Source organism: Methylobacterium symbioticum, assembly GCF_902141845.1.
In the GTDB taxonomy this organism is placed as follows: domain Bacteria; phylum Pseudomonadota; class Alphaproteobacteria; order Rhizobiales; family Beijerinckiaceae; genus Methylobacterium; species Methylobacterium symbioticum.
In genome coordinates this window covers 13,359-27,074 of the sequence record NZ_CABFPH010000013.1, presented here as the reverse complement: position 1 = coordinate 27,074, position 13,716 = coordinate 13,359, and the positions used below count along the sequence as shown (strand labels likewise).

Here is a 13,716-nt window from a genome sequence, read left to right as displayed (position 1 = left end):
ACGATCATGGCTTCCTCCGCTCCCATCCTCCTGACCCCCGGCCCGCTCACCACGTCCGAGCGCACCCGTGCGGCGATGCTGACCGACTGGGGCTCCTGGGACGGCAGTTTCAACGGGCTCACCGCCAGCGTCTGCGACAAGCTCGTGGCGATCGCGAACGGCTCCGGCAGCCATGTCTGCGTGCTGCTCCAGGGCAGCGGCACCTTCGCGGTGGAGGCGGCCGTCGGCACCTTCGTGCCGCGGACGGGCAAGATGCTCGTCCTCGTCAACGGCGCCTACGGCAAGCGCCTCGCCAAGATCTGCGAGATGCTCGGGCGCGACCACAGCGTCTACGAGACTCCCGAGGACGTGCCGACCACGCCGGAGGCCGTCGACCGGCTGCTCGCCGAGGACCGCGCGATCAGCCATGTCGGGCTGATCCACTGCGAGACCTCCACCGGCATCCTGAACCCGCTGCCCGAGATCGCCGCCGTGGTGGCCCGGCACGGGCGCCGCCTGATCATCGACGCGATGAGCTCCTTCGGCGCCCTGCCGATCGACGCGCGCGCCGTGCCCTTCGAGGCGCTGATCGCGGCCTCGGGCAAATGCCTGGAGGGCGTGCCGGGTATGGGCTTCGTCCTCGCCCGCGAGGCGGCGCTGCTGGCGGCCGAGGGCAACACCGCCTCCCTCGCGCTCGATCTGCGCGACCAGCACCTCTACATGCAGCGCACCGGCCAGTGGCGCTTCACCCCGCCGACCCACGTGGTCGCAGCCCTGCACGAGGCGCTGCTGCAGTACGAGGACGAGGGCGGCCTGCCGGCGCGTCAGGCCCGCTACGCGCGCAATTGCGAGACCCTGATCGCCGGCATGCGGCGGCTCGGCCTGCGCAGCTTCCTGCCGCCCGAGATCCAGGCGCCGATCATCGTGACCTTCCACGCCCCGCGCGATGGACGCTACCGCTTCAGCGACTTCTATCAGGCGGTGCGGGCCAAGGGCTTCATCCTCTATCCGGGCAAGCTCACCCAGGTGGAGACCTTCCGGGTCGGCTGCATCGGGGCCGTCGAGGCCGCCGACATGGAGCGCGCGGTCGAGGCGGTCGCCGAGACCTTCCGCGACCTCCGCATCGAGACCCTCTGAACCCTCCGCCGGGAGCGCGCCATGCCTTACGAGACCCCGAGATCCATCCAGGCAGTGGTCCTGGACTGGGCCGGAACCGTGGTCGATTTCGGTTCCTTCGCCCCCACCCAGATCTTCGTCGAGGCCTTCGGCGAGTTCGGCGTCGCGGTCAGCCTGGAGGAGGCGCGCGGGCCGATGGGCATGGGCAAGTGGGACCATATCCGCACGCTCTGCAACGCGCCGCAGATCGCCGCGCGCTTCGCCGAGCGATTCGGGCGCACGCCGACCGATGCCGACGTGACCGCGATCTACGAGCGCTTCATGCCGCTGCAGATCGAGAAGATCGCCGAGCATTCCGGCATCATCCCGGGGGCTCTCGACGCCATTGCCGCCCTGCGCGCCCGCGGCATCAAGATCGGCTCCTGCTCGGGCTATCCGGCCCGCGTGATGGAGCGCGTCGTGGCGCTCGCCCGGACCAACGGCTACGAGGCCGACCACGTGGTCGCCACCGACGAGGTGCCGAACGGGCGTCCCCACCCGGCCCAGGCCCTCGCCAACGTCATCGCCCTCGGCATCGACGACGTCGCCGCCTGCGTGAAGGTCGACGACACCGTCCCCGGCATCCTGGAAGGCCGCAAGGCCGGCATGTGGACGGTGGCCCTCACCTGTTCCGGCAACGCGATGGGCCTGAGCTACGCGGCGTTCAAGGCGCTGCCGGCCGACCGGCTCGCCGCCGAGCGCACCCGGATCCAGGCCCTGTTCGCCGATTCGCGGCCGCATTTCCTGATCGACACCATCGCCGACCTGCCCGGCGTGATCGCCGATATCGAGGGGCTGCTCGCGGCTGGCCGCATGCCGCAGGCCTGCTGACGCCGGCGCCCGCGCCGGCCACCCTTGGACCCCCGTATCGTCCGACCGCGTCGGGCGATCGGGGTAAGTCATGTCCAATCGAGAGATCTTTTTCGTCTGATAAAGTTGCCCAAATACCAGGCAGGTCTGCAAAAACTAGGATCTTGCCGCGCGGAGTTATTGTCTTTCTACTGTCATCCTGCCGGAGCTATGTGCACCCGGTACAGTTCGATGCTGGAGCCCCGCGCATGAAACTCTTCTCGACCGTCGCCCTCGCACTCGCTCTTGCCGGATCGGCGGCGCAGGCGGCCGAGCGGACGAAGCTCACGATCTACACCGCGCTGGAGAACGACCAGCTCGGCCCCTTCAAGGCGGCCATCGAACGGGCGGTGCCCGAGGCCGAGGTGGTCTGGGTGCGCGATTCGACCGGGGTGATCACGGCCCGGTTCCTGGCGGAGAAGGACAATCCCCGCGCCGACATGGTGATCGGGCTTGCGGCCTCGAGCCTGCTGATGTTCGAGAAGCTCAACCTGCTGGCCGAGTACAAGCCGGCCGGGGCCGACGCCCTGAAGGAGGCGTTCCGCGACCCGAAGGCGCCCTATACCTGGACCGGCATGGACGCCTATCTCGGCGTCGTCTGCTTCAACACCGCCGAGGCCGGCCGCGACGGCGTGAAGACGCCCCAGCGCTGGGAGGACCTGCTCCAGCCCGGCCTCAAGGGCAAGATCGTGATGCCCCACCCCGCCTCCTCGGGCACCGGCTACCTGATGGTGGCCGGCTGGCTGCAGAGCATGGGGGAGGAGAAGGGCTGGGCCTTCATGGACCGGCTGCACGACAACATCGCCGCCTACCTGCATTCCGGCTCGGCGCCCTGCGTCCAGGCCGCCCGCGGCGAGCGCACGGCGGGCCTCTCGCTCGACATGCGCGGCGCCTCCGAGAAATCGAAGGGCGCGCCGATCGAGGTCGTCGTGCCCGCCGACGGCACCGGCTGGGACGAGGAGGCCATGGCCGTGGTGGCCAGCGCGAAGAACCTGGCGCTCGCCAAGAAGGTCGCCGACTGGGGCGCCACCAAGGCCGCGAGCGAGCTCTACGCCAAGAGCTACGCCATCGTCGCCTATCCGGGCGTGTCGAGCGCGCCAGCCAACTATCCGGCGAATGCCGAGGCGGGCATGATCAAGAACGATCTCGGCTGGATGGCCGAGAACCGCGACCGCATCCTGGCCGAGTGGTCGCGCCGCTACGAGGCGAAGGCCGCCAAGAAGTAGGATCCAGAGACGGAACCGGGGCAGGCGAGACGCGACGCGTCGAGGAGCGAGAGTGGCATGACGAGACCCGATCCCGCACCGTTCCTGAAGGTCGAGGGCCTCTCGAAGAGCTACGGCAGCTTTCGGGCCCTCGACGGGATCGACCTCGCGATCCCGCGCGGCGCCTTCGTCTGCTTCCTCGGCCCGTCCGGCTGCGGCAAGACCACGCTCCTGCGCATCATCGCCGGCCTCGACCGCCAGAACGCGGGCCGGATCGCGATGGGCGGGGTCGACGTCTCGAACGCGGCTCCGGCGGAGCGGGATTTCGGCATCGTCTTCCAGTCCTACGCCCTGTTCCCGAACCTCACGGTCGCGGACAACGTCGCCTACGGGCTCGTCAACCGCCGGATGAAGCGCGACCGGATCAGGGCACGGGTCGCCGAGCTCCTCGCCCTGGTCGGCCTGCCCGATCAGGCGGCGAAGTATCCGGTCCAGCTCTCGGGCGGCCAGCAGCAGCGCATCGCCCTCGCCCGCGCGCTCGCCACCTCGCCCTCGCTGCTGCTCCTCGACGAGCCGCTCTCCGCGCTCGACGCCAAGGTCCGCATCCGCCTGCGCGCGGAGATCCGCGCCCTCCAGAAGCGGCTCGGCATCACCACCATCATGGTCACCCACGACCAGGAGGAGGCGCTCGCCATGGCCGACCGCGTCGTGGTGATGAACCACGGCCGGATCGAGCAGGTCGGCACGCCGGAGGAGATCTACCGCAACCCGGCCACCGCCTTCGTCGCCGACTTCATCGGGGCGATGACCTTCCTCGACGGGACGGTCTCTCAGGCGCAGGCCCTGCGCGTCGGCGCCGTCGATCTCGTCTGCGAGGACGGCCGCGGCTTCGTACCGGGCAGCCCCGTGCGCCTCGGCTTCCGGCCCGAGGAGATCCGGGTCGGGGGCGTCGCCGCGGGCGACGTCAACGCGATCGAGGTGCGGGTGAAGAGCCTCGAATTCCTCGGCTCGTTCTACCGGGCGCGGCTGGAGCCGAGCCGCGACCTCGGCGGCAGCCTCGTCGCCGACCTCTCGGCCAACCTGTTCGGCGACCTGCGGCTCGCGGAGGGCCAGTTCCTCTACGTCGCGTTGCCGCCCGAGGCGCTGCGCGCCTTCCCGCAGGTCCCCGCGGCCTGATCGACGTGACGGAGGCCCGGACGCGATGAGCGACGCTGCGATCACCCTGCCCCTGCCCGAGGCCGGCGCGCCCGTGGCATCCCGCCGCCGCCTTCCGGAATCGGCGATCGCCGTCGGCCTCGTCGCCGCGCTCTGCGCGCTCCTCCTGCTGATCATCGCGCTGCCGCTCGGGGCCCTGCTGATCAAGAGCTTCGAGGGGCCGAACGGCGGCTTCGCCGGGATCGCCAATTTCCGCACCTATTTCGCGACGCCGACCCTCGTCGAGGCGCTCGTGAACAGCCTGACCATCGCCGCCCTCTCCGTGGCGCTCGTGGTGCCGCTCGCCTTCGGATACGCCTACGCGCTGACGCGCACGGCCATGCCGTTCAAGGGCCTGTTCCTCGCCGCGGCGCTGCTGCCGATCTTCGCGCCCTCGCTGCTGTCGGGGATCGCGCTCACCTACATCCTGGGCAACCAGGGCTTCCTGCGCGGCCTGCTGTTCGGGCACGCGGTCTACGGGCCGATCGGCATCGTGATCGCCGAGTGCCTCTACGCCTTTCCCCACGCGCTCATCATCCTGACCACCGCGCTGGCGCTCGCCGACGGACGCCTCTACGAGGCCGCCGCCGCCATGGGCACGAGCCGTCTGCGCACCTTCGTCACGGTGACCCTGCCCGGCGCCCGCTATGGCCTCGTCAGTGCGGGTTTCGTGGTCTTCACCCTGGTGGTGACCGATTTCGGCATCCCGAAGGTGATCGGCGGTCAGTATTCCGTCCTCGCCACGGACGCCTACCGGCAGGTGGTCGGCCAGCAGAACTTCCCGATGGGCGCCGTCGTCGGCCTGCTGATGCTGCTGCCCGCCGTGCTCGCCTTCGCCGTGGACCGGATGATCCAGCGCCGGCAATCCGCCCTCCTCTCGGCCCGCTCGGTTCCCTACGAGCCGAAGCCGCGGCGCCTGCGCGATCGCCTCTCCCTCCTCTACGCGGCCGCGATCGCCAGCCTGATCGTCGGCACCTATGGCGTCGCGGTCTGGGCCTCCTTCATCCGCTACTGGCCCTACAATCTCGGCCTGACCCTCGACCATTACGACTTCGCCGCCACCGACGCCGATGGCTGGGCGCCCTACTGGAACTCGCTCGCCATGGCGGGATCGGTCGCCGCGATCGGGACGGTGGTGGTCTTCGCCGGCGCCTACCTGATCGAGAAGCTGAAGGTCTTCCCCACGGGCCGGATGCTGGCGCAGCTCCTCGCCATGCTGCCGCTCGCGGTGCCCGGACTCGTCCTCGGCCTCGGCTACGTGTTCTTCTTCAACGCGCCGTGGAACCCGCTCAACGTGCTCTACGGCTCGCTGGCCCTGCTCGCGATCAACACGCTCGCGCATTACTACACGGTCGCCCAGGTGACCGCGACGACGGCGCTCAAGCAGATCGATCCTGAATTCGAGGCGGTCTCGGCCTCACTGAAGGTGCCGTTCTGGCGGACCTTCACCCGGGTGAGCCTGCCGATCTGCCTGCCGACCGTGCTGGAACTCGCCGTCTACCTCTTCGTCAACGCCATGACGACGGTCTCCGCGGTGATCTTCCTCTACGGCCCCGACACCAAGCTCGCCTCCATCGCCATCGTCCACATGGACGAGGCCGGGACCACCGCCTCCGCGGCGGCGATGGCGAGCGTCATCATGGCGACCGCGCTCACCGCACGGCTTCTGCTCGCGTTGATCGGATGGGGGGTCGTCGCGCACCTGCAGCGCTGGCGCAGCCGCGAGGCCCGATCATGAACCGTCCCCTGGGCATCGCCGAATCGGAGAGCGACACCAACCTCACCAGCCGCCGCGCCGGCTGGCAGGCCCGCAGCCTCGACGGCGCGACGCGCGGACTGCTCGCCCGGGACGCGCGCGCCTTCCTGCACCAGTCGGTCTCGACCCCCTGCCTCAACGCCATCGCGAAGGCCGAGGGCATCTGGATCGAGGACGTGGCGGGGCGCCGCTACATGGATTTCCACGGCAACAACGTCCACCACATCGGCTACGGGCATCCGCGCCTGAAGCGGGCGATCGCCGAGCAGATGGACGCCCTCCCCTTCGCGCCGCGCCGCTACGCCTGTGCCAGCGCGGTGGCGCTTGCCGAGACGCTCGGCGCGATCACGCCGGGCAATCTCGGCAAGGTGCTGTTCACCACCGGCGGCTCGGACGCGATCGAGGTCGCGGTGAAGGTCGCCCGCGCGGCGACCGGCCGCCACAAGACCCTGTCGTTCTGGGACGCCTTCCACGGCGCCGGAACCGGCGCCGCGGCGATGTCCGGCGAGATGCTGTTCCGCTCCGGGCCGTCCGGGCCGCTCGTCGCGGGCGCGCTGCACGTGGCGCCGTTCGGCGGCTACCGCTGCCCCTACGGCACGGAGAGCGCCGAGGCGAGCGGACGGGCCTGCGCCCGGATGATCGACTACGTGCTCGCCCGCGACAGCGACGTCGCCGCCCTCGTCGCCGAGCCGACGCGCGCCGTGCCGTATCTGGCCCCGCCGGGCTTCTGGGCGGAGGTGCGCCGGATCTGCGACCGGCACGGCGTCCTGTTGATCTTCGACGAAATCCCGACCGGCCTCGGCAAGACCGGCCGCATGTTCTCCTGCGAGCATGACGGCGTGGTCCCGGACATCCTCGTCCTCGGCAAGGGGCTGGGGGGCGGCATCCTGCCCATCGCCGCGGTGGTCGCCGACCGGCGCCTCGACGTCGGCAGCGACTGGGCCTTCGGGCACTATACCCACGAGAAGAACCCGGTCACCGCCCGCGCGGCGCTCGAGACCCTGGCGATCATCGCGGACGAGGATCTCGTCGCCAACGCCGCCCGGGTCGGCGCGCTGGCCCTCGACCGGCTCGAGGCGATGAAGGCGCGCCTCCCGGCCATCGGCGACGTGCGCGGGCGCGGCTGCCTGATCGGGATCGAGCTGGTGCGCGACCGCGAGACCCGGGAGCCCAATTCCGACCTCGCCGAGGCGGTGCTCTACCGCGCCCTCGATGCCGGCCTGTCCTTCAAGACCACCATGGGCAACGTGCTGACCCTGACGCCGCCGCTCGTCGTGAGCGAGGCGCAGATGCTGGACGCCCTCGCCATCCTGGAGGCGGCCATCGCCGACGCTTCGGGAGGCCGGACATGACCGGCACCCTCCTCCTTCTCGACCTCGCCGGCTGGGTGGCCCTGCTCCTCTGGGGCATCCACATGATCCGCACCGGGGTGCAGCGCGCCTACGGCGCCGACCTGCAGCGCGTGCTCGCCACGAGCCTCGGCCACCCGCTGAAGGCGCTGCTCGCCGGGCTCGGCGTGACGATGCTCCTTCAGAGCAGCACCGCGACCGGCCTGATGGCGACGAGCTTCGCGGCCGGCGGCCTCGTCGAACTGGTGCCGGCGCTCGCCGTGATGCTCGGAGCCAATGTCGGCACGGCGCTCATCGTGAAGGCGCTGTCCTTCGATGTGGCGAAGGCCGCTCCCATCCTCGTGCTGGTCGGCGCCGTGGCCTTCCGCCGTGCGAGCGGGCCCAAGGGCCGCGCCCTGGGGCGGATCGCCATCGGCCTCGGCCTCGTGCTCCTCGCGCTCATCCAGCTCGTCGCGACGCTCGAGCCCTATTCCGCGACGCCGGGCCTGCACGCCCTGCTCGGCGCCGTCGCGTCCGACCCGGTGATCGCAACCCTCCTCGCCGCCATCCTCGCCTGGGCCGCCCATTCGAGCGTCGCCGTGGTGCTGCTCGTTGCGGCCTTCGCGCAGCAGGGCATCGTCTCGGCCGAGACGGCCCTCGCCCTGGTGCTCGGCGCCAATCTCGGCAGCTCGCTCAACCCGCTCCTGGCGAGTCGCGAGGTCGCGGGCCGGCGTGTCGCTCTCGGCAATCTCGTCGTCCGCCTCGGCGGCTGCGCGGTCGCCCTGCCCCTCCTGCCCTGGCTGACGCACGGCCTCGCGGCGGTCGCGGGCGGCGGCCGGGCGCTGGTCGCGGATTTCCACGTCCTGTTCAATCTCACCCTGGCCGCATTCGGTCTGCCCCTGCTGCTTCCCCTGGCCCAGCTCGTCCGGCGGCTCCTGCCGGACCCGGCGGCCTCGCCGACGGAACCGCCGCTCCATCTCGACGAGGGCCTTGCCGAGACGCCCTCGATCGCCCTCGGCCTCGCCGCCCGCCATGCCCTGCGCATGGCCGACCGCCTCGAGGTCATGCTGGCCGACGCCGTGCGTCTGCTCTCCGCCGATGCCGGCCAGCAGGAGCGCATCCGGCTCGCCGAGCACGACATCGACGCCCGTGGGACCGAGGTGCAGCGGTTCCTCGCGCGGCTCGATCCGGAGGCGCTCAGCGAGGCCGAGCAGCGCCGCCTCGCCGCCCTGCTCAGCTTCACCGTGCAGATCGGCCATGCCGCCGATGTGCTCTCCCGCAACGTCGTCGCGCAGATCGGCCGGCGGCGGAAGCAGGGCGTCCGATCGGTCCAGCGCCAGGACGGGGACCTGTCGGCGATGATCGAGAGGCTTTCCGCCAACCTGCGGACCGCGGCCTCGCTCCTCGTCACCGAGGACGAGGTGCTGGCCCGCCGCCTCGCGGACGAGAAGCACGGCTTCCGGAGCCTGGAGGAGAAGCGCATCGCCTCCCATGTGGCGCATCTGCGCGACGAGCCCGGCCTCGACGCGTCGGCCCAGGCCGTCGATCTGGATCTCGTGCGCGACATCAAGCGCATCAACGATCATCTGGTCGCCTCGGCGGCCTACCCGATCCTGCGGACGCGGGGCGAGTTGCTGGACAGCCGCCTGCGTGCCGCCGAGGACTACGCCTCGTCCGGCTGACGCCGCGCAAGGCCGGCTGCCGCCCGGTTCAGTCGTCGCGGAGCACGCGGTACTCCGCGCCCTCAATGTCGTCGAACTGGCCGTTCCGGAGCGCCCACAGGAAGGCGGACAGGCCGAGCGTGCCGAGGGACAGCGCGATCGGGATCACGAGCAGGAGCACGGTCACGGACGGCCTCTGGCGAGCTGCGGCGCGCGCGTCGGATCGGGCGCGGTGTTCGCGGCGGGGGAGCCCTGCCGCGCCGTCCCGGTGCGGGCGCGCAGGGCGTTCAGGGTGACGACGAGGGACGAGCCGGACATCGCCAGGGCGGCGATCAGAGGCGTCAGCAGACCCGCCGCCGCGAGCGGGACGGCGACCAGGTTGTAGGCGGCCGAGAACCACAGGTTCTGGAGCATGAGCCGCCGCGCCCGCCGGCCCGCCGCAAGCACGGCCAGGACCGGTGCGAGGTCGCGGCCGAGGAACAGGGCGTCGGCGGCGGCCTGGCTGACATGGGCGGCGGTCACCGGCGAGAGCGAGGCGTGCGCGGCCGCGAGCGCCGGCGCGTCGTTGAGCCCGTCGCCCACCATCAGCACCCGCCGGCCCGACCTCTGCAGGGCCTCGATCCGGGCAATCTTGTCCGGCGGCGTCAGCCCCGCCTCCCATTCCGTCACGCCGAGCCGTCGGGCAACGACCTCGACCGCGCTGGGCCGGTCGCCGGAGAGGATCAGGACGCGCCGCCCGGCCTGCTGCAGGGTCTCGACGACCGCGGCTGCGTCGGGGCGCAGGCTCTGGCGCACCGCGAAGGCGACCGGGGCGGCGTCGCCCGCCCGGAAGCAGATCACCGAGGCGTCCGGATGGACCGCCAGCGCGGCCTCCGCCTGCGCCTCGGCCTCGCAGAAGCGGGCCGAGCCGAGACGCAGCGCGACGCCGTCCACCACGGCGCGCACGCCGAGCCCCGCGGCTTCCTCCGCGCCGGGGAAGGGCTCCGCGCCTGGTGCCGTTGCGGCGAGCGCCGCCGCCATCGGGTGCCGGCTCGACAGTGCGAGTCGCGCAGCCAGCCGGAGCGCACCGCCCTCGGGCTGCCCGTCCGCCAAGGTCGGAAGCGGGAGGGTGAGGGTCCCCGTCTTGTCGAACACCACGGTGTCGATCTCGGCGAAGCGCTCCAGCGCCGTGCCATCGTTGAGGAGCACGCCTTCGCGGAACAGGGCGCCCGAGGCCACCACCTGCACGGCGGGGATGGCGAGACCGAGCGCGCAGGGGCAGGTCACGATCAGAACGGCGACGGCATCGAGCAGCGCGGCGTGCCAGCCGGCGCCGGCCGCGAGCCATCCGGCAAGGGTCAGGGCGGCGGCCGCATGGACCAGGGGCACGTAGAGGCGCGTCGCCCGGTCGGCGAGGACGAGCGCGCGCGAGCGTGCCGCGAGGGCGCGCTGCATCAGCTCCTCGACCGCGTCGAGGAGGCTCGTGCCCGCGGCGGCGGTCACCCGCACCGTCAAGGCGCCGTCGCCGTTGAGGGCGCCCGCGAAGACGGGATCGCCGCCGCGCACGCCGATGGCGGCGGTCTCGCCGGTGACGAGGCTCTGGTCGAGATCGGAGGCGCCGTGCTCGACCACGCCGTCGGCCGGGACCCGCTCGCCCGGCCGCACCAGGATTCGCGTGCCCGGCCGGAGCTCGGCCAAGGGAACGTCGCGCAGGCTGCCCCCCGCCTCGACCTGTGTGGCGCTCTCGCTGCGGAGCGCGGCGAGGTTCTCCGCGAAGGCGCGCGTGCGCCGCCGCATGGTCTGGTCGAGGACGCGGCCGATCAGCAGGAAGAACAGCAGCATCGTGGCGCCGTCGAAATAGGCGTGGGCGGCGCCCGCGAGCGATTCCACCACCGACATCACCAGCGTCAGCACGACGCCGAGGGTGATGGGGAGGTCCATCGTCACGCGGCCCGCCCGCAATCCGCGGAATGCCCCCTCGTAGAACGGGCGCCCGGCATAGGCCGCAGCCGGCAGCGCGATCATCGCCTGGATCCAGTGGAAGAGATCCCGGTTCTCCGGCGTCATGTCAGAGACGTTGCCGGCCCAGACGGAGATCGCGAGCAGCATCACGTTCATCGAGGCGAAGCCCGCCACGGCGAGCGCCCGGATCAGCCGCCGTGTCTCGGTCGCCTCCGCGTCCGAGAGCCGGCCCGGAGCGAAGGGCTGGGCCTTGAAGCCGAGCGCGTCGAGGGCGGCGAGGACGGCGCCGATATCGGCTTCGGCCTCGCCCGTCCAAGTCACCGTCAGGCGCCGGTCGGAGAAGCTGAGCCGCGCGCTGCTGACGCCCGGCAGGCCGGCGAGTCCGTCCTCGATCGCGGCCATGCAGCCGGCGCAGCGGACGCCCTCGACGGCGAAGGCGGCGCGCGCCGAGCCGTCCGCCGCGCGGGCGACGAAGGCCGCGTAGTCCCGGCTGAGCGAGGGCTTGGTGTTCGCCTCGCTCCAGGCGGCGTGGGCCTCCACATAGGCGAGCGCCATGTCGGTGCAGCACATCGCACGCCGCCTCAGTCCAGCACGACCCGGTGGCGGCGCCGGAAGGCGGGGCGCTCGGCCTCGACGACCTCGACGACGAGATCCCACTGGCCGCTCGCCACCTCGGCAAGGCGGCCCGTATAGGTTCCGGGGGCGGACGGGGTCAGGGCGAGCGTGCGGTCGGCCCGCTTGTCGGTCGGCCGTTCGAGCCGCGCCCGCAGGCTGCGGCCGTCGAGCGGTGCCCCGCCCCCGTCCCGAAGGGTGACGGTCAGCGCTGCGTCGGTCCGGCCCGCGCGCAGGGCCATGCTCGCCAGCGACCATCCGCGCGCGCCCTGCGCCCGTGCGGAGCGCAGCTCCGCGTTGTAGCGCTGGCTTGCCTGATAGGGCGACGGCTCCTCGAGCCCGGACCATGTCCGCAAGGCCGAGGCGACGAGGATGGCGTCGGCGCTCGCCACCGTGCCGAAGAAGGCCGCGACGATCGCGAAGATCCGGCCGCCAGTGAGGCGCGGCGTCGGCGCGCCAGGAGGCCGCTCGGCGCGGATGGAATCGGCTGCGCTCATGGTCAGGGGGCCTTGAAGTAGTCCTGGGCACCGGCGGCCTCGCCGGTCTCGGGATCGGTGATCCGGAAGGTGAGCGGCGCGTTCGCCGCGCGCGCGTCGGGCGGCATGAAAACGAGGACGCGGAACTCCTGCGTCGCATCGGCGGGCACCGGCAGCGCATCCGGCACGCCGCCCACTACGTCGACGCGCGCCTCTGGCAGCCCCGCGAGCGCGAGCGCGAAGCGGCGCTCGGCGGGCCGCTTGTTGACGATGCGGAGGGTGAAGCCGTTTCGGACCGAACCGTCGGACAGGGTCACGAATTGCGGGTTGCGGTCGTGCAGCACGCTCAGGGCGGTGAAGCTGCGCGTCAGGAGGCTGTAGAGCATGAAGCCGCCGACCCCTGCGACGAGCACCGCGTAGAGCACGGTCCGCGGCCGCACGATCCGGCTCACTGGACCGCCGCCGACCGCCCGGCTCCGGCGGTTCGCCTCGGTGTCGTAGCCGATCAGGCCGGTCGGCCGGTCGAGCCGCGTCATCACCGCGTCGCAGGCATCGACGCAGAGGCCGCACTGGATGCAGTCCATCTGCAGGCCGTCGCGGATGTCGATGCCGGCCGGGCAGGCGGTGACGCAGGCGAAGCAATCCACGCAATCGCCCGCCGGCTCGCCGGCCGCGCGCCGGGCCGCGGCCTTCTTGGCGGGGGTGCGCGGCTCACCGCGGTCGTCGCGGTAGAGGATGTTGAGGGCGTGCTCGTCGGTGAGCGCAGCCTGGATGCGCGGCCAGGGGCACATGAAGGTGCAGACCTGCTCGCGCATGTGGCCCGCGAGGCCGTAGGTCGTCGCCGTCAGGATCAGGATCGCCGTGTAGGCGGCCGGAGGCGCCTGGAAGGTGGCGAGCTCGCCCACCAGCGTCGGCGCGTCGGCGAAGTAGAGAACCCAGGCACCCCCGGTCCACCACGCGATCATCAGCCAGATCGCGTGTTTCATGCCCCGCAGCGCGATCGTCTCGACCGACCAGGGTGCCGCGTCGAGTCGCAAGCGCGCGCGCCGGTCGCCCTCGATCAGGCGCTCGACGGCCAGGAACAGGTCCGTCCACACCGTCTGGGGGCAGAGATAGCCGCACCAGATCCGGCCGGCGACCGCGTTCATCAGGAACAGGATCAGGGCTGCCAGGATCAGGAGCCCCATCACGTAGGTGACGTCCTGCGGCCAGAGCTCGATGGAGAAGGCGTAGAAGCGGCCCCGGTCGAGGTCGAGCAGGACGGCCTGGAAGGGCCCGCCGGGCCCGCGATCCCAGCGCAGGAAGGGAACGAGGTAGTAGACGCCGAGCGCGACGGCGAGCAGCGCCCACTTGATCCGCCGGAAGGTGCCGCGGACCGCCTGCGGCTGGATCTTCCGGCGGCCGGCGAAGAGGGAGCCGGTAACCGCGGGGATCGCCGCCCGGGTCGCCGCCGTGCCGAACTTCTTGGTGCGCCCGGGGGCGGGCATCGGCTCGGCGGCGCGTCTTGTCTCGGTGGGTTCGGCGAGCGGCATCGGTGCGGGTTCCGTCCGGCTGCGAGGC

11 protein-coding genes are annotated in these 13,716 nt (G+C 71.9%); 7 read left to right on the top strand and 4 right to left on the bottom strand.

Annotated elements, in window-relative coordinates:
- The first annotated feature begins 6 nt into the window (after positions 1–6).
- From MET9862_RS06905 to MET9862_RS06875, 7 genes are all read left to right on the top strand, one after another.
- The gene (locus MET9862_RS06905; protein ID WP_142582372.1) at positions 7–1,116 is read left to right on the top strand and encodes a 2-aminoethylphosphonate--pyruvate transaminase; all 1,110 of its coding nucleotides are present in this window, start codon (positions 7–9) and stop codon (positions 1,114–1,116) included.
- Positions 1,117–1,137: 21 nt separating this feature from the next.
- The gene (gene phnX, locus MET9862_RS06900; RefSeq protein ID WP_142582371.1) at positions 1,138–1,965 is read left to right on the top strand and encodes a phosphonoacetaldehyde hydrolase; all 828 of its coding nucleotides are present in this window, start codon (positions 1,138–1,140) and stop codon (positions 1,963–1,965) included.
- 227 nt (positions 1,966–2,192) lie between these two features.
- A complete protein-coding gene (locus tag MET9862_RS06895; RefSeq protein ID WP_142582370.1) occupies positions 2,193–3,209 on the top strand; it encodes a putative 2-aminoethylphosphonate ABC transporter substrate-binding protein in 1,017 nt (338 codons plus the stop codon).
- A 57-nt stretch (positions 3,210–3,266) separates the two neighbouring features.
- On the top strand, positions 3,267–4,364 hold the full coding sequence (locus MET9862_RS06890; RefSeq protein ID WP_142582369.1) for a putative 2-aminoethylphosphonate ABC transporter ATP-binding protein: 1,098 nt from the start codon (positions 3,267–3,269) through the stop codon (positions 4,362–4,364).
- A gap of 25 nt (positions 4,365–4,389) precedes the next feature.
- Positions 4,390–6,120 carry a putative 2-aminoethylphosphonate ABC transporter permease subunit gene (locus MET9862_RS06885; protein WP_142582368.1) on the top strand — a complete coding sequence of 577 codons (1,731 nt, stop codon included), beginning with the start codon at positions 4,390–4,392 and terminating at the stop codon, positions 6,118–6,120.
- Complete coding sequence (gene pbfA / locus MET9862_RS06880; protein ID WP_142582367.1) at positions 6,117–7,490, top strand: (R)-1-hydroxy-2-aminoethylphosphonate ammonia-lyase; 1,374 nt, start codon at positions 6,117–6,119, stop codon at positions 7,488–7,490. Before MET9862_RS06885 ends, pbfA begins: the two co-directional genes overlap by 4 nt.
- Positions 7,487–9,148, top strand: coding sequence for a Na/Pi cotransporter family protein (locus MET9862_RS06875; RefSeq protein ID WP_142582366.1), 1,662 nt, complete (start codon positions 7,487–7,489; stop codon positions 9,146–9,148). The genes pbfA and MET9862_RS06875 overlap by 4 nt, the downstream gene beginning before the upstream one ends.
- A gap of 28 nt (positions 9,149–9,176) precedes the next feature.
- Here the strand turns inward: MET9862_RS06875 and ccoS are convergent, their stop codons facing one another.
- From ccoS to ccoG, 4 genes are read right to left on the bottom strand one after another with little or no spacing between them, the layout of a single operon-like run.
- Complete coding sequence (gene ccoS, locus MET9862_RS06870) at positions 9,177–9,314, bottom strand: cbb3-type cytochrome oxidase assembly protein CcoS (RefSeq protein WP_142582365.1); 138 nt, start codon at positions 9,312–9,314, stop codon at positions 9,177–9,179.
- Entirely contained in the window at positions 9,311–11,638 is a 2,328-nt protein-coding gene (locus MET9862_RS06865; protein WP_142582364.1) for a heavy metal translocating P-type ATPase, read from the bottom strand. Before MET9862_RS06865 ends, ccoS begins: the two co-directional genes overlap by 4 nt.
- A gap of 11 nt (positions 11,639–11,649) precedes the next feature.
- Positions 11,650–12,177: a FixH family protein gene (locus MET9862_RS06860; RefSeq protein WP_142582363.1), complete on the bottom strand. Its 528-nt coding sequence runs from the start codon at positions 12,175–12,177 to the stop codon at positions 11,650–11,652.
- Between the two features lie 2 nt (positions 12,178–12,179).
- The gene (ccoG, locus tag MET9862_RS06855) at positions 12,180–13,643 is read right to left on the bottom strand and encodes a cytochrome c oxidase accessory protein CcoG (RefSeq protein WP_142582417.1); all 1,464 of its coding nucleotides are present in this window, start codon (positions 13,641–13,643) and stop codon (positions 12,180–12,182) included.
- Positions 13,644–13,716 lie beyond the last annotated feature (73 nt).

What these genes read in the sequence shown, in the direction of transcription:
- MET9862_RS06905 (WP_142582372.1), top strand. Translation starts at nt 7, where the DNA reads ATGGCTTCCTCCGCTCCCATCCTCCTGACCCCCGGCCCGCTCACCACG.
- phnX (WP_142582371.1), top strand. Translation starts at nt 1,138, where the DNA reads ATGCCTTACGAGACCCCGAGATCCATCCAGGCAGTGGTCCTGGACTGG.
- MET9862_RS06895 (WP_142582370.1), top strand. Translation starts at nt 2,193, where the DNA reads ATGAAACTCTTCTCGACCGTCGCCCTCGCACTCGCTCTTGCCGGATCG.
- MET9862_RS06890 (WP_142582369.1), top strand. Translation starts at nt 3,267, where the DNA reads ATGACGAGACCCGATCCCGCACCGTTCCTGAAGGTCGAGGGCCTCTCG.
- MET9862_RS06885 (WP_142582368.1), top strand. Translation starts at nt 4,390, where the DNA reads ATGAGCGACGCTGCGATCACCCTGCCCCTGCCCGAGGCCGGCGCGCCC.
- pbfA (WP_142582367.1), top strand. Translation starts at nt 6,117, where the DNA reads ATGAACCGTCCCCTGGGCATCGCCGAATCGGAGAGCGACACCAACCTC.
- MET9862_RS06875 (WP_142582366.1), top strand. Translation starts at nt 7,487, where the DNA reads ATGACCGGCACCCTCCTCCTTCTCGACCTCGCCGGCTGGGTGGCCCTG.
- MET9862_RS06865 (WP_142582364.1), bottom strand. Translation starts at nt 11,638, where the DNA reads ATGTGCTGCACCGACATGGCGCTCGCCTATGTGGAGGCCCACGCCGCC.
- MET9862_RS06860 (WP_142582363.1), bottom strand. Translation starts at nt 12,177, where the DNA reads ATGAGCGCAGCCGATTCCATCCGCGCCGAGCGGCCTCCTGGCGCGCCG.
- ccoG (WP_142582417.1), bottom strand. Translation starts at nt 13,643, where the DNA reads ATGCCCGCCCCCGGGCGCACCAAGAAGTTCGGCACGGCGGCGACCCGG.